The following is a 26,507-nucleotide window of genomic DNA, read 5'->3' as shown; positions in this document are numbered from 1 at the left end:
AATAAACATGAGCTGAGGGGAAAATACCATGATAAAAAAAGCAATCATTCCTGCAGGCGGATTCGGCACGAGAAATCTGCCGGTGACGAAGGTGATTCCGAAAGAAATGTTTCCGGTAGGATCTAAGCCTGTGATTCATTATCTTGTTGAAGAATTAAAGGAGTCAGGCATTGAGGACATTTTGATGGTTGTATCGAGCCATAAAAATCTGATTGTCGACTATTTTGATTCCTCTTTGGCACTTGAGGCTTTTTTGGCCTCTAAGAATAAACTGCATTTACTTAGAGAGCATCCCATTCCGGATATACGGATTCACTATGTGCGGCAGCCTTATGCAAAGGGTCTTGGCGACGCCATTTCTTTCGGAAAGCAATTTGCAGGCGGAGAGCCTTTTGCCGTCGTTTTGCCAGATGATCTGATTTTTTCCGCCAATCAGCCGGCTTTGGGGCAGCTGATTGAAGCATATACGAAATATCAGTCCAGTGTAATCGGCTTAAAAGAAACAAAAACGGAGGATTTACATCATTACGGGGTGATAAAAGGGGAGCCTGTTGAAAAAGGGCTTTATCGCATACAGGATATTGTGGAAAAGCCTAAACAAAACCCTCCGTCTCATTTTGCAGCAGCAGGGCGTTATATTTTCACACCGGATATTTTTAATGAGCTGGAGGCATTAGAAGCTGACAGCGGAGGAGAAGTGCAGGTAACGGATGCGATAAAAGCTTCGCTCGGGGCATGTACCGTATACGGGAAATTGCTAGAGGGCGAGCGGTATGACATCGGCCTGCAAAAGGATTATCTGAAGCTGATTTACGATATGCTGAAAACGGAAAAGAACCCCCAATAATCGGGGGTTCAATCAGCGTGGAGATCGCCGAATGTGGTCATGATTCCCTCTTCGTCAAGTTCTTCTTCATAGCGCTCATGGGCTCTGCTTTGATAAACGGTAATTTCTTTCCCAGTGATATCTGTAGCGATGAAATTTTCGTAAGACTCCGTATTGCCGATATTCTCTTCGGCATTCATCGTCATATCATCATAGCTGAGCGGAGGGTTTTCCATATCCTGCGGCGTTTGTGAGTTCCCATATTTTTCGACATCCTGATAGGAATCCTCACTGTCATATGGCGCTCTGATTTCTTCATCATCATCAAATTCAAATTGCCCGAATGGTGTTTCTTCTTCAATCGGACGGTCTTTGGAAACCACGTCCTGTGACGAATACTCCGCGAGGGTTGTGGCAGTCGGAAGCGCTTCAAGTCGTTCGAAAGGGATTTCCTTTCCGCTGACTTCACAAATGCCATACGTACCGTTTTCTATCGCCTTCAATGAATGCTCAATGTCCCGAAGGTGCTCTCTCTCATGCAAGTCTAGAGCGATGTCTTTCTCACGCTCGTAAAGTTCTGTCGCCTGATCGCCGGGATGGTTGTCGTATGCCGAAAGCTCACCCCACGAATCATAAGGAAAGGCTGAGTTAAGCTGAAAATGATCATTGTCTTTGAAACGGTTTAAGATATCTTTTTTCGTTTGTTCCAGTTCATTTTTTAAATGCTGAAGCTGTTCTTTCGTAAGCAATGTGATCGCCTCGTTTCTCTGTGATGCATACCTTTAGTATGAACAGATCGCCTGAGAACTTTCATAAATGGCGGGTGGAGGAATATAGGAGGTTTTCCTTTTATGGTAAGCGGATACAACCTTTGCTATCAGTGGAGAAAGAAATTTAAGCTTTGTTTCTTTTTCATTTCTGAAATTAGGTTTATAATAGGTAAGGCAGGCCATTTGGACTGCATGATCTGTGTTTGACACAAAGGAGACACAGGTGTATGGTATTAAAAGCATTTTAAGGATTATGGAGGAATGTCTCATGGTGACAACGGTGCAGCGTACGTTCCGAAAGGAAGTTCTACATGCATTACATAAAGCCAAAGAAGTCAACCATGCTGTCTTAATAAGCTATTCGAGACAAATCGAGTCTCTTGACCCTCTATCATTTTTCAATTACGGAGCAAAAAAATATACAGGCAATCGATTTTTTTGGTCAGATCCTGAAAGTGAATTGACAATAGTCGGTCTTGGCAAAGAAGCGGTTTTCCAAACAAATCAAAAAAACAGCGAGCGGTATCGTGAGGTTTTTGAACAATGGGAGCGCTTTAAAAAGACGGCTTTTCATATTTATGAAGAAGAAAAGCTGCAGCATTCTGCAGTGGGACCTTTGTTATTCGGAGGATTTTCTTTTGACCCTTGCGAAGAAAGAGGTTCACAATGGGACCATTTCTCGGAAGGGGATTTCTTTGTGCCTGCGCTTATGCTGACGATGACTGCTGAAGGCCCGTTCTTAACAGTTAACAGATGGGTAAGCGGAGGAGAAGACGCAGAAGCTGTTTTAGAAGGTTTAAAAGCTTTTGCGGCGGAATTTATGGTTCCCGATTTCAAGCAAGAAGATCAGGCTGTGATTGCAGCAGCCGAAGAGCTGGATAAGGATGATTGGCTGAAAGCAATCGAAACGGCCACAAGCCAAATTAAAGAGAAACAATATGATAAGGTTGTTCTTGCCCGAGAGCTGCTGCTCACGTTTGACGGTCCAATCCAAATTGAACCGGTGCTTAAAACGCTTCTGGACGATCAGCAGACAAGCTATGTTTTTGCAATTGAACAAGAAGGCAAAACCTTTGTCGGCGCGTCTCCGGAAAGACTGATCAAAAGAGACGGCGGCACTGTCATGTCTTCCTGTCTGGCAGGCTCCATTAAACGAGGCTTGAATGAAGAAGACGACCGCCGGATAGGCCTTGAATTATTAAACGATGAGAAAAACCTGCTTGAGCATGATATTGTGGTAGGTATGATTCATAATGCTTTTGTATCAAGCTGTTCAGAGGTTGAAAAGCCTGATGGACCTGTTTTGTACAAAACAAAAAGCGTTCAGCACCTGTTTACGCCGATTGTCGGACAGCTGCGCGAGTCTGCTTCAATTTTTGACTTAATTGAGAAGCTGCATCCCACTCCGGCGCTCGGGGGAGCACCTCAGGAAAAAGCTGTTGACGTGATCAGAGAGATTGAACCGATGTCTCGCGGCTGGTATGCTGCCCCTATCGGCTGGATTGACAGCCAGGATAACGGGGAATTCGCGGTAGCCATTCGTTCAGGGCTGATCGAAGGAAGCACTGCAAGGCTGTTTGCCGGGTGCGGTATTGTGGAAGACTCGGAACCAATCTCGGAATATGAAGAAACACAGATTAAATTGAAGCCGATGATCTCTGCATTAGGAGGTGAGAGGCGTTGACAGTCAACCCGATTACTCATTACATCGGAAGTTTTATTGATGAATTCGCCCTTTCCGGAATTACGGACGCCGTCGTTTGTCCGGGCTCAAGATCTACACCGCTGGCTGTTCTTTGTGCTGCGCATCCCGATATCAGCGTCCATGTCCAAATTGATGAAAGATCTGCCGGGTTTTTTGCCTTAGGTTTGGCAAAAGCGAAGCAGCGTCCCGTACTATTGATCTGTACATCTGGAACAGCCGCGGCCAACTTTTATCCGGCTGTGGTTGAAGCCCATTATTCAAGGGTGCCTATTATTGTGTTAACTGCTGATCGGCCTCATGAGCTGCGCGAAGTAGGCGCACCGCAGGCTATTAATCAGCACTTCTTATTCGGTAACTTTGTTAAGTTTTTCACAGACTCTGCTCTTCCTGAAGAGTCTCCGCAAATGCTGAGATACATCCGAACGCTGGCAAGCCGCGCTGCCGGAGAAGCACAAAAGCGCCCGATGGGGCCTGTCCATGTGAATGTGCCGCTGCGCGAACCGCTGATGCCGGATCTTTCAGATGAGCCGTTTGGAAGAATGAGAACAGGCCGTCATGTGTCTGTGAAAACGGGTACGCAGTCTGTTGACCGAGAGTCCCTGTCTGATGTGGCTGAGATGCTCGCAGAGGCTGAAAAAGGAATGATCGTCTGCGGGGAGCTCCATAGTGATGCGGATAAGGAAAACATTATTGCGCTGTCAAAAGCGCTTCAGTATCCAATTTTAGCGGATCCGCTGTCTAATCTGCGGAATGGTGTTCATGATAAAAGCACTGTTATTGATGCGTATGATTCGTTTTTAAAAGATGATGAGCTGAAGCGGAAACTTCGTCCTGATGTTGTCATTCGGTTTGGACCGATGCCTGTTTCAAAACCGGTTTTCTTATGGCTTAAGGATGATCCTGCGATTCAGCAAATAGTGATTGACGAGGATGGAGGGTGGAGAGACCCGACACAGGCAAGCGCGCATATGATTCATTGTAATGCGTCTGTTTTTGCTGAGGAGATCATGGGAGGCCTTACTGCTGCTGCCAGATCCTCAGAGTGGCTGGAAAAGTGGCAGTTTGTCAATGGGCGGTTCCGCGAGCATCTGCAAACAATCAGCAGTGAAGATGTTTCGTTTGAAGGCAATCTCTATCGAATCCTTCAGCATCTTGTGCCTGAAAACAGCTCGCTGTTTGTGGGAAACAGCATGCCGATCAGGGATGTTGATACGTTTTTCGAAAAGCAGGACCGCCCTTTCCGGATTTATTCAAACCGGGGAGCAAACGGGATAGACGGTGTCGTCTCCTCTGCCATGGGGGTATGTGAAGGAACAAAAGCGCCTGTTACCCTTGTGATTGGAGATTTATCTTTTTATCACGATTTAAACGGCTTGCTGGCGGCCAAAAAGCTGGGTATTCCACTTACTGTGATTCTTGTCAATAATGACGGGGGAGGGATTTTCTCCTTTTTGCCGCAGGCTTCTGAGAAGACACACTTTGAAGATTTGTTCGGCACACCGACAGGGCTCGATTTCAAGCATGCCGCTGCACTTTACGGCGGAACGTATTCATGCCCGGCTTCTTGGGATGAATTCAAAACAGCTTACGCGCCGCAGGCAGACAAGCCCGGACTCCATTTGATTGAAATCAAAACGGATCGCCAATCAAGAGTCCAGCTTCATCGCGATATGCTGAATGAGGCTGTGCGGGAAGTGAAAAAACAATGGGAACTGTAAACATAACGGTATCAGATGGTGTCCGATATGCAGTGGCAGACGAGGGACCGAATGCTTCCGAAGCCGTCGTCTGTCTGCACGGGTTTACCGGCAGCAAACAATCATGGACTTTTCTTGATGAAATGCTGCCTGATTCCCGTTTGATCAAAATTGATTGTTTAGGGCATGGGGAAACCGATGCCCCGCTGAATGGGAAAAGATACAGCACAAGCCGGCAAGTTTCTGACCTTGCCGAGATTTTTGATCAATTAAAACTTCACAAAGTGAAATTGATTGGGTATTCTATGGGAGGAAGGCTTGCTTACTCTTTCGCGATGACATATCCCGAGCGGGTATCGGCACTTGTGCTTGAAAGCACGACGCCGGGGCTCAAAACACTTGGGGAACGGCGGGAACGAATCATGCGGGACCGGAAGCTTGCTGATTTTATTTTACGAGACGGGCTCAAAGCGTTTGTTGCGTATTGGGAGAATATCCCTTTGTTTTCATCTCAGCAGAGGCTGGCTGAAGATATTCGGCACAGGATACGATCGGGCCGTCTGCGGAACAATAAGATTGGGCTTGCGAACAGTTTAACCGGCATGGGCACCGGTTCACAGCCTTCCTTGTGGAGCCGTGTAGAGAAAATAGATGTTCCTGTGCTTCTTATCTGCGGGGAGTGGGACGAAAAATTTTGCGCCATCAATCAAGAGGTGCATAAGATGCTTCCTTCTAGTAGAATAGAGATTGTTCCAAAAGCAGGACATACGGTCCATGTGGAACAGCCGCGATTGTTTGGTAAAATAGTGAGTGAGTTTTTGACAAGCATCTGACTCATTCACATAGAGAATAAAAGGAGGTCATCATATGGCTGAATGGAAAACAAAACGGACATACGATGAGATATTGTATGAAACGTATAATGGCATTGCAAAAATAACAATCAACCGACCTGAGGTACATAATGCGTTTACCCCTAAAACGGTTGCTGAAATGATTGATGCGTTTGCTGACGCAAGAGACGACCAAAACGTTGGGGTTATCGTGCTTGCCGGTGCAGGGGACAAGGCATTTTGTTCTGGCGGAGACCAAAAAGTGCGCGGCCACGGTGGATATGTAGGAGACGACCAGATCCCGCGTCTTAACGTATTGGATCTTCAGCGTTTAATCCGCGTCATCCCGAAACCGGTTGTTGCGATGGTGTCCGGATATGCGATCGGCGGAGGCCATGTGCTTCACATCGTATGTGACTTGACAATTGCTGCGGACAACGCAATTTTTGGACAAACAGGCCCTAAAGTGGGAAGCTTCGATGCAGGTTACGGTTCTGGCTACCTGGCTCGAATTGTAGGACATAAAAAAGCACGTGAAATCTGGTACCTATGCCGTCAGTACAACGCACAGGAAGCACTGGACATGGGTCTTGTCAACACAGTCGTTCCTTTGGAACAGCTTGAAGAAGAAACGATTAAATGGTGTGAAGAAATGCTTGAAAAAAGCCCGACCGCACTGCGCTTTCTTAAAGCTGCGTTTAACGCGGACACAGACGGACTTGCTGGAATTCAGCAGTTTGCAGGGGATGCTACCCTTCTTTACTACACAACAGATGAAGCAAAAGAAGGCCGTGATTCCTTTAAGGAAAAACGCAAACCTGATTTCGGACAGTTCCCTCGTTTTCCGTGATCAGCAATACCTAGTAAACCAACAGCTTGAGACTTTGCGGTCCAAGCTGTTTTCTTTTCAATACAGACATTTTACCTCGGAGATGATGACATGCTGACAGAACAGCCCAACTGGCTCATGCAGCGGGCACAGCTGACACCTGAGAGAATCGCTCTCATCTATGAAGACCAAACCGTGACATTTGCAGAATTGTTTGCCGCGTCTAAACGAATGGCGGAACAGCTTGCCGCTCATTCGGTTCGGAAAGGGGATACTGCAGCTATTTTGCTCCAAAACCGTGCAGAAATGGTATACGCTGTTCACGCTTGTTTTTTGCTTGGTGTTAAGGCGGTGCTTTTGAATACGAAGCTGTCAACACATGAAAGGCTGTTTCAGCTGGAGGATTCGGGATCCGGCTTTTTATTGACAGATTCAAGCTTTGAGAAGAAAGAATATGAACACATCGTTCAAACGATTGATGTGGATGAACTGATGAAAGAAGCAGCAGAGGAAATTGAGATCGAGGCTTATATGCAAATGGATGCAACGGCAACGCTGATGTATACGTCGGGTACGACAGGAAAGCCCAAGGGAGTTCAGCAAACGTTCGGAAACCACTATTTCAGTGCGGTGTCGTCCGCGCTTAATTTGGGTATAACAGAACAAGACCGCTGGCTTATCGCATTGCCGCTCTTTCATATCAGCGGATTGTCCGCATTATTTAAATCTGTGATCTATGGAATGACTGTCGTGCTTCACCAGCGTTTTTCCGTAAGCGATGTGCTGAATTCTATCAACAGGCATGAAGTGACAATGATATCTGCGGTGCAGACTATGCTGGCCAGTCTTTTGGAAGAAACAAGCCGCTGCCCTGAATCCATCAGATGCATTCTTCTCGGCGGCGGCCCTGCACCTCTGCCATTGCTTGAGGAATGCCGTGAGAAAGGATTCCCTGTCTTTCAGTCATATGGAATGACAGAAACATGCTCACAAATTGTTACCCTGTCGCCGGAATTCAGTATGGAAAAGCTCGGATCTGCGGGGAAACCGCTGTTTTCATGTGAAATCAAAATAGAGCGGGACGGACAGGTATGTGAACCGTATGAACACGGTGAAATCATGGTCAAAGGCCCGAATGTCATGAAAAGCTATTTTAACCGGGAGAGCGCAAACGAAGCCTCCTTTCAAAATGGCTGGCTGAAAACAGGTGATCTTGGTTATTTGGACAATGAAGGCTTTTTATATGTATTAGACAGACGTTCAGATCTGATCATATCCGGCGGAGAAAACATTTATCCGGCCGAAGTGGAGTCAGTACTGCTTTCACACCCCGCTGTGGCCGAAGCCGGGGTTTCAGGGGCTGAGGACAAAAAATGGGGGAAAGTGCCTCACGCCTATCTTGTCCTTCACAAGCCTGTGAGCGCAGGAGAATTGACTGACTACTGCAAAGAACGCTTGGCGAAGTATAAAATTCCGGCAAAATTCTTTGTGCTTGACCGCCTGCCGCGCAATGCGTCTAATAAGCTCTTGCGAAATCAGCTGAAGGATGCGCGTAAAGGAGAACTGCTATGATCGAAATAGAAAAAATCACGCTTTACCATTTGAGCATGAACTTAAAGAAACCGTTTAAAAACAGTATCGAAACGCTTCAAGAGCGTAAATTTCTGATCGTGGAAGCCATTGATACATCAGGTGTCACAGGCTGGGGAGAAGTTTCCGCTTTCTCTTCGCCTTGGTACACCGAGGAAACCATTGGAACATGTTTGCATATGCTAAAAGATTTTTTTATCCCAAATGTCGTCGGCCGTGAATTCAATCACCCTTCAGAAGTGCCGGACAGCCTGGCGCGGTATAAAGGAAACCGGATGGCAAAAGCGGGACTTGAATCGGCTGTATGGGATATTTATGCCAAAAAGAAGGGCGTATCCCTTGCTGAGGCATTGGGCGGAACAAGAGATAAAGTCCCTGCCGGGGTGGTAGTCGGCCTGGCGCCTCTTGACGATATGCTGAAGGAAATTGAGAGCTATCAAAAAGAAGGTTATCAAAGAATAAAAATTAAAATTCAGCCTGGGCAGGATGTGGAATTGGTCAAGGCCATCCGCAGCCGATTCCCAAACATCCCGCTTATGGCCGATGCCAATTCCTCTTACGAACTGAAGGATATCAGCCGTTTAAAGGAGCTTGATGACTATCATTTAATGATGATTGAGCAGCCGCTCCAAGCTGACGATATCGTTGACCACCGCCACCTGCAGAAACATTTGAAAACGGCCATTTGCCTTGATGAGAGCATTTGTTCAGTTGATGATGCGAGACGGGCGATTGAGCTAGGAAGCTGCAAAATTATTAATATAAAACCTTCTCGTGTCGGCGGCTTAACAGAAGCCTTAAAAATTCATGATTTATGCAAAGAGCATCATATGCAGGTTTGGTGCGGAGGAATGCTGGAAACAGGCATATCAAGAGCGCAGAACGTGGCGCTTGCTTCACTGCCTCAATTCACAATACCTGGCGATATATCTTCATCCTCACGCTATTGGGATGAAGATATTGTAACTCCTGATATTCGTATTGATAATGGATTTATTTCTGTGTCAAAACAGCCTGGTTTAGGGGTTGAGGTAAACCAAGATATTATGCGAAAATATGTGACCAAAATGGATGTTTTCACACAGCATGGTTAAGAAAAAAGCATTTTGCTATTTTGAATAAATGACACTGTGCTGTTACAGTAAAAGTGTTCGTTGAATACATCCCTTCTCGTTTGGACCGGCTGCTGACCCAGCCGGTTTTTTTATGTAAATCAGCTTGACAAAAATGGCCAAACGCGATAATTTTGCATAAGGGAAACTTTTTGTCCTGTGTAAATAAAACATGCTTTTGGCTAATTTAATGTCACATGTCTAAGAACTGACAACATAAGATAAAACAATCGGACATTGATGGCAAAGAGGAGGAGAAATATGAGACAAGGGCTGATGGCAGCAGTACTTTTTGCGACCTTTGCTTTAACGGGATGCGGAACGGATTCAGCCGGAAAAAGCGCTGATCAGCAATTACAAGTGACAGCGACAACATCTCAAATTGCCGATGCAGCAGAAAACATCGGAGGTAAGCATGTAAAAGTCACCTCTTTAATGGGACCGGGGGTTGATCCGCACCTTTACAAAGCTTCCCAAGGTGACACGAAAAAATTAATGTCTGCCGATGTTGTTCTGTACAGCGGGTTGCATTTGGAAGGGAAAATGGAGGATGTCCTCCAAAAAATCGGCGAACAAAAACAATCGGCGGCAGTAGCTGAGGCCATTCCGAAAAATAAGCTTATTCCCGCGGGGGAAGGCAAGACGTTTGATCCCCACGTCTGGTTCAGCATTCCGTTATGGATCTATGCGGTGGATGAAATTGAAGCGCAATTCAGCAAAGCAATGCCTCAGCACGCAGATGCCTTTCGGAAAAATGCCAAAGAGTACAAAGAATATTTGCAATATTTAGATAAGTGGTCGCGTAAGGAGATCGCACATATTCCGGAGAAAAGCCGTGTGCTTGTGACTGCTCATGATGCGTTTGCGTACTTTGGGAATGAGTATGGATTTAAGGTAAAAGGCCTGCAGGGACTCAGCACAGATTCGGACTATGGATTAAGGGATGTTCAGGAGCTGGTTGATCTTCTGACAGAAAAACAAATAAAAGCTGTGTTCGTAGAAAGCAGTGTATCTGAAAAATCAATCAATGCAGTGGTGGAAGGCGCTAAAGAAAAAGGCCATACAGTCACAATCGGCGGTCAGCTTTATTCGGATGCCATGGGTGAAAAGGGCACAAAAGAAGGCACATACGAAGGAATGTTCCGCCACAATATCAACACGATTACTAAAGCGCTTAAATAAAGAAAAGAGGTGGAGGATATGTTCCCTGTTGAGCTTGATAATGTGACGGTTGCTTATCATAAAAAGCCTGTACTGCAGGACATTTCGCTGCAGGTGCCTGAAGGAAAACTTATTGGCATTATCGGCCCAAACGGCGCGGGAAAATCAACCTTGATCAAAACGATTCTCGGTCTTGTGCCCCGTACTTCCGGAGACATCTCTATTTACGGCAAAGACTATAAGGATCAGCGGACCAGAATCGGATATGTTCCGCAGCGCGGCTCGGTTGACTGGGATTTCCCCACAAGCGCGCTCGATGTCGTCCTAATGGGAAGATACGGGAGAATCGGTTTATTAAAGAGGCCAAAGAAAGCGGATGTGGAGTTGGCGAAGGCCGCATTAACAAAAGTCGGGATGCTTGATTATGCAAAGAGGCAAATCAGCCAGCTGTCAGGCGGACAGCAGCAGCGGGTGTTTCTTGCCCGGGCACTCTGCCAGAACGCTGACATTTATTTTATGGATGAACCGTTTGCAGGTGTCGATGCAGCGACGGAGCGCGCGATTATGACGCTGTTGGCAGAACTCAAAGAAAAAGGAAAAACCGTGCTTGTCGTCCATCATGATCTGCAGACCGCCGAGGATTATTTCGATTGGATCTTACTGCTTCATTTAAGAAAAATCGCTTTCGGACCAGCGGAAAACGTTTTTACGATCGAAAACCTGCAAAAAACATATGGAGGAAGGCTTACGTTTTTAAAAGATAAAGTGCTGGCAGAAGGACATAAGGAGTGAGCGCAATGTTTGAAAGTTTGTGGCTGCAGCTTCAGCATCCGAATACACAGTGGGTGCTGGCCGGTACGCTTTTGCTCGGGACGGCAAGCGGTGTTTTGGGCAGCTTTGTGCTGCTGAGAAAGCAAAGTTTAATCGGCGATGCGATGGCCCATTCAGCTCTGCCGGGAGTGTGTCTCGCTTTTCTGTTCACCGGGCAAAAATCACTGCCTTTCTTTTTGCTGGGGGCAGCGCTCGCCGGACTGCTCGGAACGTTTTGTATTCAGCTGATTCCTCGGCTTTCAAAAACAAAGGAGGACTCGGCGATCGGGATTGTTCTTTCTGTGTTTTTTGGCGTCGGGATCATTCTGCTGACATATATTCAGCAACAGGGGGCGGGAAGCCAAAGCGGGCTTGATTCTTTTTTATTCGGCCAGGCTGCTTCATTGGTCAGGCAGGATATCATCCTTATTGCAGGGATATCCGCTGTTCTACTGCTCCTATGTATTGTTTTCTTTAAGGAATTTACATTGATTACTTTTGATCTCGCGTTTGCAAAGGGATTAGGAATCCCGGTGCGTTTTTTAAACGGGCTTTTGGCTTGTCTGATTGTCTGTGCTGTCGTCATTGGGCTTCAGACTGTTGGTGTGATATTAATGGCGGCTATGCTGATTACACCTGCCATAACCGCGAGATATTGGACCGAACGGTTAACCGGGATGATCGTCATTGCCGGGATTACAGGCGGGGTCAGCGGCGCGGCCGGAACCCTGCTTAGCACCACGATGAAGGGAATGGCGACAGGGCCATTAATGATCTTATCTGCAACGCTGCTCTTTCTTGTTTCAATGATTTGCGCGCCTAAGCGGGGATTGGCTGCTAAAGCCATAAGGCTGATGAGGCTGCGGCGCAGAACAAGCAGGGAGCAAGTGCTTTTGGCGATTTATGAACAGTATGAAAAGAATAATCTTTGTGTAACTGTTGAAAGTGTAAGAAAGAAAAGACGCCTATCCCCTTCATTATGCCTTAAGGCATTAAATGACTTGGAACAAGAGAGGTGCATTGAGCGTATCGAAAATGGGATTTGGCAAATCACAAGCAAAGGGATAGAAAAAGGCTATCACACAGCTTTGAAGCAGCGGATGTATGAAGTGTATCTCATGCATGAAATGGAACTTACCAATATAGAATCCGATCAGGACTACTTTGACCCGGACCGTTTACCGAGAGAAACGAGAGAGCGGCTTTATTCACTCTTAAAGCTGTATGGACGGATGCCTGAGCTTCGAAAAGCGTCTCATGATGCCGAGAAGGGACAGATCGCAAATGAGTTTTGAAGCATGGATTATAGCTACCGGTGTATTAGTCGGTGTAAGCTGCGGATTGATAGGCACATTTCTTGTGCTGAGAAGCATGGCGATGCTGGCCGACGCAATCAGTCATACAGTGTTGCTTGGCATTGTCGGCGCTTTTCTAGTGACGGGAAGTCTCGATGGGATTTATATGTTTATTGGCGCAGCCGCAACCGGTCTGTTAACGGCTTTCTTGGTTCAGCTTCTTCATAGCAAGGGGGTTCAATCAGATGCTGCCATAGGAGTTGTGTTTACATCCTTATTTGCAATCGGGGTTATTTTGCTTTCTGTGTATGGAGCGAATGTCCATCTCGATATTGAGCACTCGTTAATGGGAGAAATCGCTTTTGTGCCGTGGAATACGATGACGGTATTCGGGGTTGATATTGGGCCGAAAGCGTTTTGGATGCTTGCATCTGTTCTGGTTTTAAACGTAGTGTTGATCAGTGTGTGCTATAAGGAGTTTAAAATCGCTTCGTTTGATCCTCAAATGGCTTTAGCCTTGGGAATACCGGTTTTGCTCATTCATTACGTGCAAATGGGCATGCTGTCCCTGACGACTGTTGCTTCCTTTGATTCGGTGGGTGCTGTATTGGTTGTGGCCATGCTGATTGTTCCGCCTGCTGCGGCACATTTGCTGACAGACCGGCTTCTTTATATGCTGATTCTCAGCGCGTTGATTGGCGGGCTGTCGGCGGTCATGGGCTATTTCTTCGCAACGTGGCTTAATGTTTCGATTTCAGGAGCGATGGCAGCTATGACAGGTGTATGTTATGCAAGCGCCTTTTTGTTTTCACCTGCAAACGGGGTCATGACTAAAAAGTTGAGAACACTCAACATGCAAAAAGAAAGAGCTGGCTGACGCAGCTCTTTCTTTTAATTACAAATCATGCGGCTTAAACGTTTTGCAGTCTGTTTCCCGGCTGTTTTCAGCCGTTTCACCAGTATGGCTGACAACATAAATGGCATCAGCGGTGCATTTGTTACCTTTGCCCCAATAAGAACAGTTGTTGACCTCACATAGAATTTTCTGCTCCATGCCATCCCCTCCTTATAAAGGTTCTGGATTAGTATAGCCGGCTGGCTTGCCCTCTATTCCTCCTGGCGGATATAGCGTTTATCTCGCATAAACATTTTCCAGAAGAAATAAAAGCCCGGAAATAGAATGATAAATGCAACGATATAAGTCGCAAACAGCGCCCTGAACGTTGCTGGCTCTGTGAAGCCTGACATGACTGTCACATCAGGATAAATCATATACGGAAGATGCGCCCGCCCGTACGCGTAGCTTGCGAGAAAATACTGTATCCCAATCGCGACAAGTGCAAGCCGCGGTTTTCCAATGTTTTGCCCAAAGCTCTTATTAGGCAGAAAAAGGGCGATTCCAGCAATGACAAATGTAATAAACGATGCAATAATCCAAGTAAAATCATTCAGCATTCCGCTGTACAGCCAGTTAGCTTCATTCCGCATTGTCACCATGATGCATACAGCAAACAACAGTGAAATCGGGCCGGTAATCAGGGCGCTTTTTCTGTAGGCTCGGTACGCATCCTGTTCCTCTGCCACATTTGAAACATCTGCAAGCAGCAGCGAGGACAAAAATAAGGTGCTTAAAATCGCAAACCCGATAAATGAATAGGCGTTGGGGCTTGAAAAGATTTTAGACATATTTAAGTTATAGATTCCATCCGTTTTTTCTATAAACCCTCCGTGTGTCACAGGAAGCACCAAAATTAAAATAGCAGGAATGATAAAGCCGGAGATGCCGGAAATATATCTTAGCGTTTTCCGCTCCTTTGCTGTATTTGAAAAAACGAGAAATCCGCTTCGAATCGCTAAAAGCAGCAAAATCATGCTTCCGGGAATTAATAAAACGGTTCCGAGCACAAATGTCGCGCCGGGGAAAAAACTGAAAAGCGCCACGACGATGGCCACAATAAAGACATTTGTGACCTCCCAAGTAGGGGACAAAAAGCGATTCGCAATATCGGTGGCCTTCATATGCTCCTTGTTTAAATAGATCATAGACCAAAATCCCGCTCCAAAATCCATTGTCGCCATGACGGCGTAAATAAACACAAAGCCCCAGATAATTGAGATGGCGATCAGAGCGTCAGTTGAAATCTCCATTTGTACGATCTTCCTTCCATTTGGTTTCCTGTTTGCGGAGCCATTACGACTCCGCTGTATTTAAATCTTCGTCAACCGGGTGCTTGCGGAAATAATACAGCAGCACGTAGACGACAGCTGCGCCTAACACGGCATAAACAAATGTGAAAAATAAGAACAGCACCCCGATCGAGCCAGTCGTTGTTACGACATCTGACGTTTTCAGCAGATGATAGATGACCCAAGGCTGCCTCCCCGTACATGCGAAAATCCAGCCGAATTCAATGCCGATGAGACTAAAAGGGCCTGCTGTCATGAAAATGACCAAAAGCCACGTTGGGAAACGGTCTTTCTTGAGCACCTTTCTCCAGACCACACCGATAATGGAATAAAGAATAAGCAGCATGCCTACACCCACCATCGCATTAAACAGCGTGTGAATGAAAAGCGGCGGCCATTCATCTCTAGGAAATGCATTCAATCCCTTTACAACAGTGTCAAAACGGTTCGCTGCCAAAAAGCTTAAAGCCCATGGAATCTCGATAGCCCATTTTACTTTTTCTTCATTCGGGTCGGTAAAACCGCCGATAGCGAGCGGGGCGTGGGATCTTGTTTCAAATAGGCCTTCCGCACCGGCTAATTTTTCGGGCTGGTATTCGTACAGCATCTGTGCAGATTCGTGTCCGTTCAAAGCGGTCAGCAATGAAAAAATACCGCCGATCGTCAGTGCGAGCAAAAGGGCTTTCCGGTGAAAGCGATAGACCTTTTCCTTTTCCCTCGTTCGGATCATTTTATACGCCGCAACAGAAGCCACGATAAACGCACCGGTCATAAACGCGGACAGCACGACATGGCCGGCAGTGATAAAAAAGCTAGGATTAAAAAACGCAGCCCACGGGTCAACATCTGTAATTTTTCCGTTTAAAATTTTAAAACCGGCGGGCGTACCTTCAAAAGCGTGAACATTCGTGATCAGAACAGCGGATGCTGCTGCCCCGACTAACACAAAGAAAACAGCAACAATCCTCATTGCAGGTGACAAACGGTCTGCAGCGTATACATAAATCGACATGAATAGGGCTTCAACAAAAAAAGCATAGATTTCAATTTGAAATGGCAGGGACATCACCCGGCCGATGACTTCCATAAATCCCGGCCATAAAAGCGCGAGCTGAGTGCCCGCGATCGTTCCGGTCGGTATGGCGACCCCCAGCAAAACGGCTTGTGCTTTCGTCCATCTTTTCGCCATGATCGCATAATGGTCATCTTTCGTTTTTTGATAGATCAATTCCGCCACTAAAATCATGAGCGGCAGACCGACTCCAAGTGTTGCGAAAATGATATGAAAGCCCATCGTCGTGCCAAAAAGGCTTCTGGCCAAAACTAAATCATCCACAATCGTAAACCACCTTTCCAAAAAGACGTTCTGTATGTATTTTGGGTTTATTATTTGCTTCCTCGGTTAGATTATTCTTCCTATTCTTAAATGCCATGAGGTTTACGATGTGAAAACAGAGGGAAGGATGTAAGAAGATTGACAAAACGTTTGTGACGTTATAAAATAAAACGTAATTATTACGATTTATTGAAAGGAGATACCCATGAAAGAAGGAATTCATCCGAAGAACCACAAAGTGATATTTCAGGATGTCAACAGCGGCTACCGTTTTCTCAGCACCTCTACGAAAACATCTAATGAAACAGCAGAGTGGGAAGACGGAAACACATATCCTGTCATTAAAGTAGAAGTAAGCTCTGACACGCATCCGTTTTATACTGGCCGCCAGAAATTCAATGAAAAAGGCGGACGAGTTGAGCAGTTCAAAAAACGCTATAACATGGGGAAATAAGGCAGACCAGAGGGTTTGTCTTTTTTTATTATGACGAATAAACAAGGGTTGTGATATATTGAAGAGTAAAAAGAATAGAAAGGGACAACGAACATGAGTCTTCTAAATGATATTCTCGAATTTAACAAGACATTTACTGAGCAAAGAGAGTATGAAAAGTATCAAACATCAAAATTTCCAGATAAAAAAATGGCGATTCTTTCTTGCATGGACACTCGTCTGGTTGAACTGCTGCCGCATGCGATGAATTTGCGAAACGGTGATGTGAAAATCATTAAAAGTGCCGGTGCGCTTGTGACACACCCATTCGGAAGCATCATGAGAAGTTTACTCGTCGCAGTGTACGAGCTGAATGCAGATGAGGTGTGTGTGATCGGGCATCACGATTGCGGCATGAGCAAAATCAGCAGCAAAAGCATGCTTGAAAAAATCAAAGCAAGAGGGATTCCGGAAGAACGCATCGAAACAATAAAGTACTCCGGTGTAGACTTTGATCAATGGTTTAAAAGCTTTGATTCAGTGGAAGCGAGTGTGAAAGACAGCGTAGATGTTATTAAACATCACCCGCTGTTCCCTGAAAACGTTCCGGTCCATGGCTTAGTCATTGATCCTAAAACCGGAAAACTGGATCTTATCGTAAACGGTTATAACAATTAATGTTTTTGTTTCTTTTCAGGAACGGGATCGACTCCTCCCGGATGGAACGGGTGGCATTTCAAAATCCGTTTGATTGTCAGCCATCCGCCTTTTAAAGCGCCATGTGTTTTAATCGCTTCGATTCCATATTGGGAACAGGTCGGATAAAAGCGGCACGTTGGCGGTGTCAGGGGCGAGATGAATTTTTGATATCCTCTGATCAGAGCGATGAATAGGGTTTTCATGTTTCTTCAGCAACCTTTCTGATGCAAGTATAAGAAAAAAAACACAGATTGAAAAGTTAATCAATAATTCTTATCGGAAAAGTATGTTATAATGAAATTACATTTTTAAAAAAGGGGAGAGTGCCATTATGCCTTCAGTAGAAAGTTTTGAGCTTGATCATAATGCAGTTGTTGCTCCATATGTAAGACATTGCGGCGTGCATAAAGTGGGAACAGACGGCGTTGTCAATAAATTTGACATTCGTTTTTGCCAGCCAAATAAACAGGCGATGAAGCCTGACACCATTCACACACTCGAGCATTTGCTCGCGTTTACGATTCGTTCTCACGCTGAGAAATACGATCATTTTGATATCATTGATATTTCTCCAATGGGCTGCCAGACAGGCTATTATCTAGTTGTGAGCGGAGAGCCGACATCAGCGGAAATCGTTGATCTGCTTGAAGACACAATGAAGGAAGCGGTAGAGATTACAGAAATACCAGCTGCGAATGAAAAGCAGTGCGGCCAAGCGAAGCTTCATGATCTGGAAGGCGCTAAACGTTTAATGCGTTTCTGGCTTTCACAGGATAAAGAAGAATTGCTAAAAGTATTTGGCTAAAATAGAAAGGACCTTTTTGCGCATAAGCAAAAAGGTCTTTTTTGTGACGTCTCATATTTTGTGTACCATTTGCTGTAAGCGTTTGCTACTATTTAGGTAAACGATGAAAGGGTGATGGCATGAAAAAGATGTTGGTTGTTCTGCTTTTTTCTGCTTTTTTGCTTAACGGGTGCGGATCTGGTGAAAGCAAAGCAAATACAGCTGAGACGCCCGAGGTTTTGGATGTCAAGCTGACCGGGCCTGAAAAAGTAAATCCCGGAGAAAGCGCTGCTTATGAAGCAGCCGTATCATATGGTGATGAAGCTGTGACGGATGCCGATGAAGTAGAGTTTGAAGTATGGAAAGAAGGGGAAAAAGACGCAAGCCAAATGTTTAAGGCGAAACAAGAAAAAGGCGTATACCGATTGGAAACGACGTTTAAGGAAGATGGTGTATACACTGTCCAATCCCATGTCACAGCAAAAAAACAGCATAGCATGCCGACCTTAAAAGTCCAAGTCGGAGACGCCGATGCTGCCAGCAATCAGTCAGAAGAGGAGCATTCACATCATCATTGATTGTGTGAATCAGAGTGATTTTCTTGTGGTGGATCAATGGTATGCTTTACATTATAGGCTTTTACAGTCGTCCAAATGGTTACAAGCAAAACAGCCAGCACAATCAAAATACTTATCGTAATGAGAAGCGTCATGACATTCCACCTCCCGTTTTTTAACAATTGTAGCATAATAGAAGAAATCGTGACAGATAAGGGTAAAAAAGAGGTTTTAGCGTACGATATTAAGGGTATACATAGTCATATAACAAGGAGGAGATACCATGTCAGAACAATTGATTCAAGCAGTGAACAAACAAGTAGCCAACTGGACGGTCATGTATGTGAAACTACATAATTATCACTGGTATGTGAAAGGAAAAGATTTCTTCACTCTTCATGAAAAGTTTGAGGAGCTGTACAACGAAACAGCAACTTATATTGATGACTTAGCAGAACGTCTTTTGGCGCTGAACGGAAAACCGATTGCAACAATGAAGGAATCCTTAGAAACGGCTTCTGTCAAAGAAGCGGCTGGAAATGAAACAGCTGAACAAATGGTTCAAAGCGTATATGATGATTTCACAGTCATCGCGGAAGAGCTGAAAAACGGCATGGATTTAGCTGATGAAGTCGGTGACGAAACAACAGGGGACATGCTTCTTGCGATCCATCAAAATATTGAAAAACATAACTGGATGCTAAAAGCTTACCTAGGTTAAGTTCAAAAATAGAACGGTCGGATGTCTTAAAAAAGACGTCCGGCTTTTCTTTTTGTATCTGAAAAATAGGCGACAACCAGTCCATTTTTCTGAAAAATCCAATCCGTTCGGCTTGTTTTCCATAGAATATCGTAAGGCCGTTTCTGTGAAAGGATGTTGGGATAAATGGATAGAGACTTTGGCATCTTTTCGTTAATAGCAGTCAGCGTTTCAGCAGCGGGTTTTTTCTTTGGAGGTTTTCAGTATTCATTTCTGATTTTGCTCTCTCTTATGGCAATTGAATTTATCAGTACGACTTTGAAGGAAACCATTATTCACAAACTGTCATTTAAAAAGGTATTTGCCCGGCTTGTCAAAAAATTAGTCACGCTGGCTCTGATCTCTGTATGCCACTTTTTTGATCAGCTGCTGAATACACAGGGATCAATTCGTGACTTGGCTATTATGTTTTATATTCTTTATGAATCTGTGCAAATTGTTGTGACAGCCAGCTCTCTTGGCATACCGGTTCCTCAGATGCTTGTCGATCTTTTAGAAACGTTAAAAAATAAATTTAAGCGCAAACCGTAACTTTTCCCTGTTCGCGGGTCATAATAAAGCCCAGAGCGTCGGTCGCACTTTCCGGCAAAAGTATCGCAAAAAAACTGTACGAGCTAGTCTGCATGCAGAACCTGACGGCGTGCTGGGTCCCTTATTTTTTGATAAAAGGCTTCCGAAGAAACGTAACTGTGGTATGATGTATGGAAGATAGCTAGGAACGGATTTGAGGGATAAACATGTACGAGTTTAAAGATTATTATCAGAATACTGTTCAGCTTTCCTTTGACGATCAGCCTTTCTCGGACAGCCCGAAGCATGTCTGGGTGATTTGCCGTTTTGGCGGTAAATGGCTTTTAACAGAACATGAGGACAGAGGCTATGAGTTTCCAGGCGGGAAAGTAGAGCCGATGGAGTGCGCAGAAGAGGCTGCGCTCCGGGAAGTAAAGGAAGAGACGGGCGCGAGAGTCAAAAGCCTCAAGTATCTCGGACAGTATAAAGTTCTCGGAAAAGAAAAAGTGATTGTAAAAAATATATATTTTGCAGATATAGAAAAGCTTGAAAAGCAGGCTGATTACTTTGAAACGAAAGGCCCGGTTTTGTTTCACGAGCTTCCGGAGAACCTTTCCCGCAATAAAAAATTCAGCTTTATTATGAAGGATTCCGTACTTCCGATCAGCTTGAAAAAACTGAAAGAATCTGGATGGATTGAATAAAAAAACCCGGCACATATGCCGGGTTTTTTATGTCCTCCCCTTCGTCCATTTCTTTTCCAGCAGCTCGACGCCCTGATACATCAGAGTGGCGAAGATGGCGATGATCAGCAGGCTTAAGAAGACGAGTGTAAAATTGAAGACTTGGAATCCGTAAATAATCATATATCCTAATCCGACCTTCGAAACGAGGAATTCCCCTACAATGACGCCAACCCATGATAAACCGACGTTCACTTTTAGTGTTGAAATAATCGCGGGGGAAGATGCAGGCAGTATGACTTCTTTAAAAATAACCCACTTTTTTGCGCCGAATGTTTTCATGACTTTCGTATAGTTTTCGTCGACCTCTTGGAAGGCGGTGTAGACAACGATGGTTGTGATAATGACGCTGATGATGGCTCCCATCGCAATGATGCTGATAAAACTGGGACCGAGCGCGACAATCAGGATCGGGCCTAGGGCCACTTTCGGCATTGCATTCAAAATCACAAGATACGGATCTAAAATTCTGGCAAGTCGGTTAGACCACCATAACAAAGCGGCGAGGCACGTGCCCATAAACGTCCCAAGCAAAAAGCCAAGCACCGTTTCAAATAAAGTGACGCCGATGTGTGACAGTAAAGAACCGTCACCAAGTTTCTCCAGCAATAATCGCCACACAGCTGAGGGAGAGCTGAAGATCAGCGGATCGATCCAGCCCTGCCTGCTGGAGGTTTCCCAGCCCGAGAAAAAGAGAATAAATATGGCAAGCTGAAAGGAATGGACCTTCCACTTTTCCTTTTTCTGTTTGAATTGATACTGCTCGTGAAGCAGATCAATGGTTTCTTTGCTGTTTCTCAAGAGAATTCAGCTCCTTCCATATCGTTTGAAACAGTGTCTGGAAGGAAGGTTCCTGACGGGCGTCAAAAGGCAACATTGCGGCCAATTCCTTAGGAATGGTAAAAATCTGATGGATGGTGCCCGGCTGATTTGAAAATAAAAAGATCGTATCGCTCATCGCTATCGCTTCCCCTATATCATGAGTGACAAGCACTGCTGTTTTTTGATATTCCTTTAATGTGCGGAATACCAGGTTTTCTAAAGACAGCTTTGTCTGAAAATCAAGCGCGGAAAATGGCTCATCCAGCAAAAGCAGACTAGGGTTAGGCGCAAGTGTTCTTGCAAGCGCAGCCCGCTGGCGCATCCCGCCTGACAGCTCTTTCGGATATTTTTTCTCCACATCTATGAGGCCGAACTCCGGCAATAGACCGAGTGCAGCGGCTTTGCTTTCTTCTGTCAGCGTGTCGGCGATTTTTAAACCGAGAAGCACATTTTCCTCGATAGATTTCCAGGGAAATAAGTAATCCTGCTGAAGCATATAGCCAATATTATGTTCTTTTTGATTCGGCTCACGGCCTTCAATCAGAACTCTGCCTTCTGATGGCTCAATCAAACCGGCAATAATGGAAAGCAGTGTTGTTTTTCCGCAGCCGCTTGGGCCGAGAAATGAGATGAAATCACCTTTTTCGGCATCGAAATGAATATCCCGCACAGCCGTTGTTTTTTCTTTAATAGAAAAATAAGTATGGGTTACATGGTCGACATGTAAGAAAGACATAGATGGCGCCTCCTATTTCTCCGAGGTGACTTTTTCAGCAATTTCTTTATTTACAAGCTGATTGTATGGAATGTGCTTCGGCAGTTCTCCCGATTGATCCATAATGGTTTGGAGAAGCTCCCATTCTTTTTCGTTAAGCAGAGGGTCTGGCGAATATGAATGCTGTTTTTTATAGCGTTCAATGGATGTTTCGATGACGTCTGGGTCGGTATCATCAAATTCATCTTTAATGGCATCTGTGATGTCCTTCGCAGAATGATTTTCAACCCACTGCTGTGCCTTATAAATGGCTTTTGTAAACTTGACGGCTGTGTCTTCATTTTTCTTCAAATAGCTTTTTTTCGCCATAAAAGTCGTATAAGGAACCTCTCCTGATTCTTCTCCGAATGAAGCAACGATATGGCCGATGCCTTTTTTCTCAAAGAGAGAAGCCTGCGGTTCAAAGAGCTGTACATACTCACCGGTTCCAGAAGCAAACGCATTGGCAATATTGGCGAAGTCTATGTTCTGGATGAGGTCTATATCCTTATGCGGGTCAATCTTATGTTTGTTCAGCACATACTCGCCGACCATTTGCGGCATGCCGCCTTTTCGCTGGCCGAGAAACGTTTTTCCTTTCAGCTGATCCCAGTCGAAGTGTTCAACATCTTCTCTCGCGACAAGAAACGTTCCGTCTGTCTGAGTCAGCTGGGCGAAATTAATGACGGGATCTTTAGCCCCTTGCGCTTCGACATAAATAGATGTTTCTGACCCGACAAGCGCGATGTCGGAGCCGTTGGAAAGAAGCGATGTCATCGTTTTGTCTCCGCCCCAGGTCGTATTCACATCGACATCAAGCCCTTCTTCCTTAAAAAAACCTTTAGACTCAGCAACATATAAAGGTGCGTAAAAAATTGAATGGGTCACTTCAGCTACTTTGACTTTGGTGAGCGTTTCTTCCTGCTTGCAAGCCGCCAGGGCGATCATCAGAAAGATACTGCCGACACAGGCGAAGCCCAGCCTTAACCATCTGTTCACATAGACAACCTCCTTATTTCGCATCAAGTTAATATCCTTTTTTGCTTTACATATCGTATGATGGGTATAAAAATGTGTGAATGCCTAACCAGGTTCTCCGGATGTAATTTTGGAGTAAGGAAAGCATATAGAAAAAAAGGAGGCGGCTGTTTTGATTGTAGAGAAAAGAAGATTTCCGTCGCCAAGCCAGCATGTGCGTTTGTATACGATCTGCTATCTGTCAAATGGATTACGGGTTAAGGGGCTTCTGGCTGAGCCGGCGGAACCGGGACAATATGACGGATTTTTATATTTGCGCGGCGGGATTAAAAGCGTGGGCATGGTTCGGCCGGGCCGGATTATCCAGTTTGCATCCCAAGGGTTTGTGGTGTTTGCTCCTTTTTACAGAGGAAATCAAGGAGGAGAAGGCAATGAGGATTTTGCAGGAGAAGACAGGGAGGATGCATTTTCTGCTTTTCGCCTGCTTCAGCAGCACCCAAATGTCAAGAAGGATAGAATCCACATCTTCGGTTTTTCCCGCGGCGGAATTATGGGAATGCTCACTGCGATCGAAATGGGCGGGCAGGCAGCTTCATTTGTTTCCTGGGGAGGCGTCAGTGATATGATTCTTACATACGAGGAGCGGCAGGATTTGCGGCGAATGATGAAAAGAGTCATCGGCGGAACACCGAAAAAGGTGCCTGAGGAATATCAATGGAGGACACCGTTTGACCAAGTAAACAAAATTCAGGTTCCCGTGCTGTTAATCCATGGAGAAAAAGACCAAAATGTTTCAATTCAGCATTCCTATTTATTTGAAGAGAAGCTAAAACAACTGCATAAGCCGGTGGAGACGTGGTACTACAGTACATTCACACATTATTTCCCGCCAAAAGAAAACCGGCGTATCGTGCGGCAGCTCACACAATGGATGAAAAACCGCTGACAGTGAAATATGTTATGATAAAGAAAAAAGAGAACGAAAGGGGATTTCACTTTGGGAATGCCTGTTGAATTTAATACACTGATTGTGACAAAAGGAAAAGAAGTTCGCATAGATGAAAATATATTCACGTTAGAGAAGGACGGATACCGAGTATATCCGATGGAGATTCCAATGGATGTACGCAAAACAAAGTTTGGCGAAAAGTCAGGCACAGCTGAAGTGCAGAAGCTTCAATGGGAAGAAGGCCGGACCATCATTACATACAAGCTGACTTCTTTGCATTCCGTCAATTAAAACAAGCCAAGAGCATAATTGCTCTTGGCTTTTGTTTTTTATACGAGAGGGCCGCCTGCCTGGGCGATGGCATCGGTATGTGCGAACTTTTTAAAGTTCTCTTTGAATTCATTTGCAAGGTAGACTGCTTTTTCTTTGTATTCTTCCTTGTTGGTCCACGTGTTTTCAGGCTGAAGGATATGATCAGGAACGCCAGGAACATGGGCCGGAATGTGCAGGCCGAAAATATCGTCAGTTATCATTTCAGCATCCTCTAATTTGCCTTCAATCGCTGCTTTGACCATTGCTCTAGTGTAAGAAAGCTTCATTCGTTCGCCTGTGCCGTAGCCGCCCCCGGTCCATCCGGTATTGACTAAGAAAACGTCTGCGCCGTGTTCATCGATCTTTTTGCCGAGCATTTCAGCATAGACGTGAGCAGGAAGCGGCAGGAACGGTGAGCCGAAGCATGTAGAAAACGTCGTTTCAGGAGACGTGACACCACGTTCGGTTCCGGCAAGCTTACTCGTGTAACCGCTCAAGAAATGGTACATCGCCTGCTCCTTCGTCAGTTTGCTGATCGGCGGCAGGACTCCGAAGGCATCAGCCGTCAAAAATACAATTGCTGACGGATGGCCGGCCATGCTTGGAGTCACGATGTTGTCAATCATATGAATCGGGTAAGCTGCCCGCGTGTTTTCAGTATAGAAGGAATCATCATAATTGGCTTCGCGTGTATCTTCATCCACAACGACATTTTCGAGAACAGACCCGAAGCGGATCGCGTTAAAGATTTGCGGCTCCTTTTCCTCGCTTAAATGAATGCACTTAGCGTAGCACCCGCCTTCAATATTAAAGACGCCTGTATCAGACCAGCCATGTTCATCGTCACCGATCAGCTTGCGGTCAGCATCTGCCGACAGGGTGGTCTTGCCTGTTCCTGACAGTCCGAAGAAAAGGGCGACATCGCCTTTTTCACCGACATTGGCGGAGCAGTGCATAGATAAAATATCTCTTTCAGGCAGCAGGAAATTCATAATGGAGAAAATGGACTTCTTCATTTCACCGGCATACTCAGTTCCGCCGATTAAAATTGTCCGCTTTTCGAAAGAGACAATAATAAACGTTTCGGAATGAGTGCCGTCTGTTTTTGGATCCGCTTTGAAGTGCGGAGCAGAAAGAATGGTGAACGGCTGCTCAACTGTTTTCTTATCATTTCCTTCCGGACGGATAAACAGCTGCCGCGCAAATAAATTGTGCCATGCGAACTCATTTACGACAGTGATCGGCAGCCTGTATTTCTCGTCTGCTCCGGCAAATCCTTCGAAAACAAACAGTTCATCTCGCTCCTTTAAATAGCTGACAACTTTCGTGTACAGCCGCTCAAACGCTTCTTCTGAAATCGGCTGATTCACCGGGCCCCAATCGATCTTATTTTTCGTGCTTTCTTCCTCCACGATGAATTTATCTTTAGGTGAGCGTCCTGTGTAAGCGCCTGTTGTCGCGCGAACAGCACCTGTGGATGTTAAAATGCCTTCGTTTCGGGAGAGGACTTTTTCTGTTAGCTGTGCTGCTGATAAATTATGACGCACATTTGGACATGTTAATAAGGCTTGTAAATCAGCGGTCAAATCAACTGAGTTCATATGAAACCTTCCTTTATCGTTTTTTGTGTTTTGCTAATTGTGAATTAGTATAACATATATTTTCAAATAGTCTATACTATTTATTGTTTTTTGTGTGTGCATTTCCATTGTTTTCCCTCAATATAGGTGCCTATTTCTTCTGAATCATATTGACATTGCAAACCCTTTTACGATAAGATATTTCATTGAGCGGATACTCTTATCCCGAGCTGGCGGAGGGACAGGCCCTATGAAGCCCAGCAACCGGTTTCTCTGTTATTTATTATGTTCAACTGAGTGAGACAACCAAGGTGCTAACCTGTTGCAAGGTTGTATGATTCCTTGAGCGATAAGAGTGAAAGGCACAAAGACCAAACCCTTTCCTCGATGGAAAAGGTTTTTTTATTTCATAAATATGCCAATTAACATTCTCTAATATAACTGTACATTGTATAAGAGGGAGCGAGTTCCGTAT

At 45.1% G+C, this 26,507-nt stretch carries 30 protein-coding genes and 1 riboswitch; of the genes, 20 read left to right on the top strand and 10 right to left on the bottom strand.

Annotation, left to right across the window (positions count from 1 at the left end; translation table 11 throughout):
* Window positions 1-28: 28 nt before the first annotated feature.
* Window positions 29-847 (top strand): UTP--glucose-1-phosphate uridylyltransferase, encoded by an 819-nt coding sequence (locus MKX71_RS15725; RefSeq protein ID WP_003229044.1) that lies wholly within the window; start codon window positions 29-31, stop codon window positions 845-847.
* Between the two features lie 8 nt (window positions 848-855).
* Here the strand turns inward: MKX71_RS15725 and MKX71_RS15720 are convergent, their stop codons facing one another.
* Window positions 856-1,575, bottom strand: coding sequence for a yteA family sporulation protein (locus MKX71_RS15720; RefSeq protein WP_003229046.1), 720 nt, complete (start codon window positions 1,573-1,575; stop codon window positions 856-858).
* 289 nt (window positions 1,576-1,864) lie between these two features.
* On the opposite strand from MKX71_RS15720, the gene MKX71_RS15715 reads away from it, so the two are divergent.
* The 10 genes from MKX71_RS15715 (at window position 1,865) to mntD (ending at window position 13,505) form a co-directional block, all read left to right on the top strand.
* Window positions 1,865-3,280 (top strand): isochorismate synthase MenF, encoded by a 1,416-nt coding sequence (locus MKX71_RS15715; protein ID WP_339231301.1) that lies wholly within the window; start codon window positions 1,865-1,867, stop codon window positions 3,278-3,280.
* Window positions 3,277-5,019: a 2-succinyl-5-enolpyruvyl-6-hydroxy-3-cyclohexene-1-carboxylic-acid synthase gene (gene menD, locus MKX71_RS15710; protein ID WP_015714576.1), complete on the top strand. Its 1,743-nt coding sequence runs from the start codon at window positions 3,277-3,279 to the stop codon at window positions 5,017-5,019. Before MKX71_RS15715 ends, menD begins: the two co-directional genes overlap by 4 nt.
* Window positions 5,007-5,831 (top strand): 2-succinyl-6-hydroxy-2,4-cyclohexadiene-1-carboxylate synthase, encoded by an 825-nt coding sequence (gene menH / locus MKX71_RS15705; RefSeq protein ID WP_339231300.1) that lies wholly within the window; start codon window positions 5,007-5,009, stop codon window positions 5,829-5,831. Before menD ends, menH begins: the two co-directional genes overlap by 13 nt.
* 34 nt (window positions 5,832-5,865) lie before the next feature.
* Window positions 5,866-6,681, top strand: coding sequence for a 1,4-dihydroxy-2-naphthoyl-CoA synthase (gene menB / locus MKX71_RS15700; protein ID WP_003229054.1), 816 nt, complete (start codon window positions 5,866-5,868; stop codon window positions 6,679-6,681).
* Window positions 6,682-6,771: 90 nt separating this feature from the next.
* Complete coding sequence (locus MKX71_RS15695; protein WP_134991445.1) at window positions 6,772-8,232, top strand: o-succinylbenzoate--CoA ligase; 1,461 nt, start codon at window positions 6,772-6,774, stop codon at window positions 8,230-8,232.
* Window positions 8,229-9,344 carry an o-succinylbenzoate synthase gene (gene menC, locus MKX71_RS15690; protein WP_003229057.1) on the top strand — a complete coding sequence of 372 codons (1,116 nt, stop codon included), beginning with the start codon at window positions 8,229-8,231 and terminating at the stop codon, window positions 9,342-9,344. Before MKX71_RS15695 ends, menC begins: the two co-directional genes overlap by 4 nt.
* Before the next feature lie 279 nt (window positions 9,345-9,623).
* Complete coding sequence (gene mntA / locus MKX71_RS15685) at window positions 9,624-10,544, top strand: manganese ABC transporter substrate-binding protein/adhesin MntA (RefSeq protein WP_015251382.1); 921 nt, start codon at window positions 9,624-9,626, stop codon at window positions 10,542-10,544.
* Window positions 10,545-10,562: 18 nt separating this feature from the next.
* A complete protein-coding gene (gene mntB, locus MKX71_RS15680) occupies window positions 10,563-11,315 on the top strand; it encodes a manganese ABC transporter ATP-binding protein MntB (protein WP_339231299.1) in 753 nt (250 codons plus the stop codon).
* Window positions 11,316-11,320: 5 nt separating this feature from the next.
* Window positions 11,321-12,628 (top strand): manganese ABC transporter permease MntC, encoded by a 1,308-nt coding sequence (gene mntC / locus MKX71_RS15675; RefSeq protein ID WP_032722371.1) that lies wholly within the window; start codon window positions 11,321-11,323, stop codon window positions 12,626-12,628.
* Window positions 12,618-13,505, top strand: a complete 888-nt coding sequence (gene mntD / locus MKX71_RS15670; RefSeq protein ID WP_069837708.1) for a manganese ABC transporter permease MntD — start codon at window positions 12,618-12,620, stop codon at window positions 13,503-13,505. Before mntC ends, mntD begins: the two co-directional genes overlap by 11 nt.
* Before the next feature lie 18 nt (window positions 13,506-13,523).
* Here mntD and MKX71_RS15665 read toward each other — a convergent pair whose 3' ends face one another.
* From MKX71_RS15665 to MKX71_RS15655, 3 genes are read right to left on the bottom strand one after another with little or no spacing between them, the layout of a single operon-like run.
* Window positions 13,524-13,682: a DUF1540 domain-containing protein gene (locus MKX71_RS15665; protein ID WP_003229069.1), complete on the bottom strand. Its 159-nt coding sequence runs from the start codon at window positions 13,680-13,682 to the stop codon at window positions 13,524-13,526.
* Between the two features lie 53 nt (window positions 13,683-13,735).
* Window positions 13,736-14,776, bottom strand: a complete 1,041-nt coding sequence (locus MKX71_RS15660; protein WP_014477746.1) for a cytochrome d ubiquinol oxidase subunit II — start codon at window positions 14,774-14,776, stop codon at window positions 13,736-13,738.
* A 43-nt stretch (window positions 14,777-14,819) separates the two neighbouring features.
* Window positions 14,820-16,151, bottom strand: a complete 1,332-nt coding sequence (locus MKX71_RS15655; protein WP_339231298.1) for a cytochrome ubiquinol oxidase subunit I — start codon at window positions 16,149-16,151, stop codon at window positions 14,820-14,822.
* Between the two features lie 205 nt (window positions 16,152-16,356).
* On the opposite strand from MKX71_RS15655, the gene MKX71_RS15650 reads away from it, so the two are divergent.
* Both MKX71_RS15650 and MKX71_RS15645 read left to right on the top strand, forming a co-directional pair.
* A complete protein-coding gene (locus MKX71_RS15650) occupies window positions 16,357-16,605 on the top strand; it encodes a type B 50S ribosomal protein L31 (RefSeq protein ID WP_003219346.1) in 249 nt (82 codons plus the stop codon).
* A 93-nt stretch (window positions 16,606-16,698) separates the two neighbouring features.
* Window positions 16,699-17,262 (top strand): carbonic anhydrase, encoded by a 564-nt coding sequence (locus MKX71_RS15645; protein WP_014477744.1) that lies wholly within the window; start codon window positions 16,699-16,701, stop codon window positions 17,260-17,262.
* Here MKX71_RS15645 and yidD read toward each other — a convergent pair.
* The gene (gene yidD / locus MKX71_RS15640; protein ID WP_003229076.1) at window positions 17,259-17,486 is read right to left on the bottom strand and encodes a membrane protein insertion efficiency factor YidD; all 228 of its coding nucleotides are present in this window, start codon (window positions 17,484-17,486) and stop codon (window positions 17,259-17,261) included. The two genes, MKX71_RS15645 and yidD, sit on opposite strands and share 4 nt — an antisense overlap.
* Before the next feature lie 128 nt (window positions 17,487-17,614).
* Here yidD and MKX71_RS15635 point away from each other — a divergent pair, with 128 nt between their 5' ends.
* Both MKX71_RS15635 and MKX71_RS15630 read left to right on the top strand, forming a co-directional pair.
* Window positions 17,615-18,088: an S-ribosylhomocysteine lyase gene (locus tag MKX71_RS15635; protein ID WP_003219361.1), complete on the top strand. Its 474-nt coding sequence runs from the start codon at window positions 17,615-17,617 to the stop codon at window positions 18,086-18,088.
* A 119-nt stretch (window positions 18,089-18,207) separates the two neighbouring features.
* Window positions 18,208-18,645 carry a FixH family protein gene (locus MKX71_RS15630; protein WP_014480629.1) on the top strand — a complete coding sequence of 146 codons (438 nt, stop codon included), beginning with the start codon at window positions 18,208-18,210 and terminating at the stop codon, window positions 18,643-18,645.
* Here MKX71_RS15630 and ytzI read toward each other — a convergent pair.
* A complete protein-coding gene (gene ytzI, locus MKX71_RS15625) occupies window positions 18,639-18,779 on the bottom strand; it encodes a YtzI protein (RefSeq protein ID WP_003229081.1) in 141 nt (46 codons plus the stop codon). The genes MKX71_RS15630 and ytzI overlap by 7 nt on opposite strands.
* A 128-nt stretch (window positions 18,780-18,907) precedes the next feature.
* Between ytzI and MKX71_RS15620 the strand changes: the two genes are divergently transcribed.
* The 3 genes from MKX71_RS15620 (at window position 18,908) to ytkD (ending at window position 20,598) form a co-directional block, all read left to right on the top strand.
* Window positions 18,908-19,345, top strand: coding sequence for a Dps family protein (locus MKX71_RS15620; protein WP_003229083.1), 438 nt, complete (start codon window positions 18,908-18,910; stop codon window positions 19,343-19,345).
* A gap of 165 nt (window positions 19,346-19,510) precedes the next feature.
* A complete protein-coding gene (locus tag MKX71_RS15615) occupies window positions 19,511-19,915 on the top strand; it encodes a holin family protein (RefSeq protein WP_042977544.1) in 405 nt (134 codons plus the stop codon).
* A gap of 206 nt (window positions 19,916-20,121) precedes the next feature.
* On the top strand, window positions 20,122-20,598 hold the full coding sequence (gene ytkD / locus MKX71_RS15610; protein ID WP_003229087.1) for an RNA deprotection pyrophosphohydrolase: 477 nt from the start codon (window positions 20,122-20,124) through the stop codon (window positions 20,596-20,598).
* A gap of 27 nt (window positions 20,599-20,625) precedes the next feature.
* Here the strand turns inward: ytkD and MKX71_RS15605 are convergent, their stop codons facing one another.
* The 3 genes from MKX71_RS15605 to MKX71_RS15595 are packed head-to-tail and all read right to left on the bottom strand — an operon-like array spanning window position 20,626 to window position 23,212.
* Entirely contained in the window at window positions 20,626-21,438 is an 813-nt protein-coding gene (locus MKX71_RS15605; protein ID WP_014477740.1) for an ABC transporter permease, read from the bottom strand.
* Window positions 21,413-22,195, bottom strand: a complete 783-nt coding sequence (locus MKX71_RS15600) for an ABC transporter ATP-binding protein (RefSeq protein WP_003229092.1) — start codon at window positions 22,193-22,195, stop codon at window positions 21,413-21,415. Before MKX71_RS15600 ends, MKX71_RS15605 begins: the two co-directional genes overlap by 26 nt.
* Window positions 22,196-22,207: 12 nt before the next feature.
* Window positions 22,208-23,212 (bottom strand): ABC transporter substrate-binding protein, encoded by a 1,005-nt coding sequence (locus MKX71_RS15595; RefSeq protein ID WP_163131746.1) that lies wholly within the window; start codon window positions 23,210-23,212, stop codon window positions 22,208-22,210.
* A 151-nt stretch (window positions 23,213-23,363) separates the two neighbouring features.
* On the opposite strand from MKX71_RS15595, the gene MKX71_RS15590 reads away from it, so the two are divergent.
* Both MKX71_RS15590 and MKX71_RS15585 read left to right on the top strand, forming a co-directional pair.
* Window positions 23,364-24,137, top strand: coding sequence for a prolyl oligopeptidase family serine peptidase (locus MKX71_RS15590; RefSeq protein ID WP_339231297.1), 774 nt, complete (start codon window positions 23,364-23,366; stop codon window positions 24,135-24,137).
* 51 nt (window positions 24,138-24,188) lie between these two features.
* Window positions 24,189-24,431, top strand: coding sequence for a DUF2584 domain-containing protein (locus tag MKX71_RS15585; protein ID WP_004398611.1), 243 nt, complete (start codon window positions 24,189-24,191; stop codon window positions 24,429-24,431).
* 38 nt (window positions 24,432-24,469) lie between these two features.
* On the opposite strand, the gene pckA is transcribed toward MKX71_RS15585, so the two are convergent.
* Window positions 24,470-26,053, bottom strand: a complete 1,584-nt coding sequence (gene pckA, locus MKX71_RS15580; protein ID WP_014480627.1) for a phosphoenolpyruvate carboxykinase (ATP) — start codon at window positions 26,051-26,053, stop codon at window positions 24,470-24,472.
* A gap of 196 nt (window positions 26,054-26,249) precedes the next feature.
* Window positions 26,250-26,388, top strand: a riboswitch (SAM riboswitch).
* The last annotated feature ends 119 nt before the right edge of the window (window positions 26,389-26,507 follow it).

It is taken from the genome of Bacillus sp. FSL M8-0071, from assembly GCF_037975455.1.
Lineage (GTDB): Bacteria > Bacillota > Bacilli > Bacillales > Bacillaceae > Bacillus > Bacillus subtilis.
This window is presented reverse-complemented; position numbering and strand designations above follow the sequence as displayed.

Excerpts from the sequence above, each read along its gene's own strand:
- MKX71_RS15725 (WP_003229044.1), top strand. The coding sequence starts at position 29 with ATGATAAAAAAAGCAATCATTCCTGCAGGCGGATTCGGCACGAGAAAT.
- MKX71_RS15715 (WP_339231301.1), top strand. The coding sequence starts at position 1,865 with ATGGTGACAACGGTGCAGCGTACGTTCCGAAAGGAAGTTCTACATGCA.
- menH (WP_339231300.1), top strand. The coding sequence starts at position 5,007 with ATGGGAACTGTAAACATAACGGTATCAGATGGTGTCCGATATGCAGTG.
- menB (WP_003229054.1), top strand. The coding sequence starts at position 5,866 with ATGGCTGAATGGAAAACAAAACGGACATACGATGAGATATTGTATGAA.
- MKX71_RS15695 (WP_134991445.1), top strand. The coding sequence starts at position 6,772 with ATGCTGACAGAACAGCCCAACTGGCTCATGCAGCGGGCACAGCTGACA.
- menC (WP_003229057.1), top strand. The coding sequence starts at position 8,229 with ATGATCGAAATAGAAAAAATCACGCTTTACCATTTGAGCATGAACTTA.
- mntA (WP_015251382.1), top strand. The coding sequence starts at position 9,624 with ATGAGACAAGGGCTGATGGCAGCAGTACTTTTTGCGACCTTTGCTTTA.
- mntB (WP_339231299.1), top strand. The coding sequence starts at position 10,563 with ATGTTCCCTGTTGAGCTTGATAATGTGACGGTTGCTTATCATAAAAAG.
- mntC (WP_032722371.1), top strand. The coding sequence starts at position 11,321 with ATGTTTGAAAGTTTGTGGCTGCAGCTTCAGCATCCGAATACACAGTGG.
- mntD (WP_069837708.1), top strand. The coding sequence starts at position 12,618 with ATGAGTTTTGAAGCATGGATTATAGCTACCGGTGTATTAGTCGGTGTA.
- MKX71_RS15665 (WP_003229069.1), bottom strand. The coding sequence starts at position 13,682 with ATGGAGCAGAAAATTCTATGTGAGGTCAACAACTGTTCTTATTGGGGC.
- MKX71_RS15660 (WP_014477746.1), bottom strand. The coding sequence starts at position 14,776 with ATGGAGATTTCAACTGACGCTCTGATCGCCATCTCAATTATCTGGGGC.
- MKX71_RS15650 (WP_003219346.1), top strand. The coding sequence starts at position 16,357 with ATGAAAGAAGGAATTCATCCGAAGAACCACAAAGTGATATTTCAGGAT.
- MKX71_RS15645 (WP_014477744.1), top strand. The coding sequence starts at position 16,699 with ATGAGTCTTCTAAATGATATTCTCGAATTTAACAAGACATTTACTGAG.
- yidD (WP_003229076.1), bottom strand. The coding sequence starts at position 17,486 with ATGAAAACCCTATTCATCGCTCTGATCAGAGGATATCAAAAATTCATC.
- MKX71_RS15635 (WP_003219361.1), top strand. The coding sequence starts at position 17,615 with ATGCCTTCAGTAGAAAGTTTTGAGCTTGATCATAATGCAGTTGTTGCT.
- MKX71_RS15630 (WP_014480629.1), top strand. The coding sequence starts at position 18,208 with ATGAAAAAGATGTTGGTTGTTCTGCTTTTTTCTGCTTTTTTGCTTAAC.
- ytzI (WP_003229081.1), bottom strand. The coding sequence starts at position 18,779 with ATGACGCTTCTCATTACGATAAGTATTTTGATTGTGCTGGCTGTTTTG.
- MKX71_RS15620 (WP_003229083.1), top strand. The coding sequence starts at position 18,908 with ATGTCAGAACAATTGATTCAAGCAGTGAACAAACAAGTAGCCAACTGG.
- MKX71_RS15615 (WP_042977544.1), top strand. The coding sequence starts at position 19,511 with ATGGATAGAGACTTTGGCATCTTTTCGTTAATAGCAGTCAGCGTTTCA.
- ytkD (WP_003229087.1), top strand. The coding sequence starts at position 20,122 with ATGTACGAGTTTAAAGATTATTATCAGAATACTGTTCAGCTTTCCTTT.
- MKX71_RS15600 (WP_003229092.1), bottom strand. The coding sequence starts at position 22,195 with ATGTCTTTCTTACATGTCGACCATGTAACCCATACTTATTTTTCTATT.
- pckA (WP_014480627.1), bottom strand. The coding sequence starts at position 26,053 with ATGAACTCAGTTGATTTGACCGCTGATTTACAAGCCTTATTAACATGT.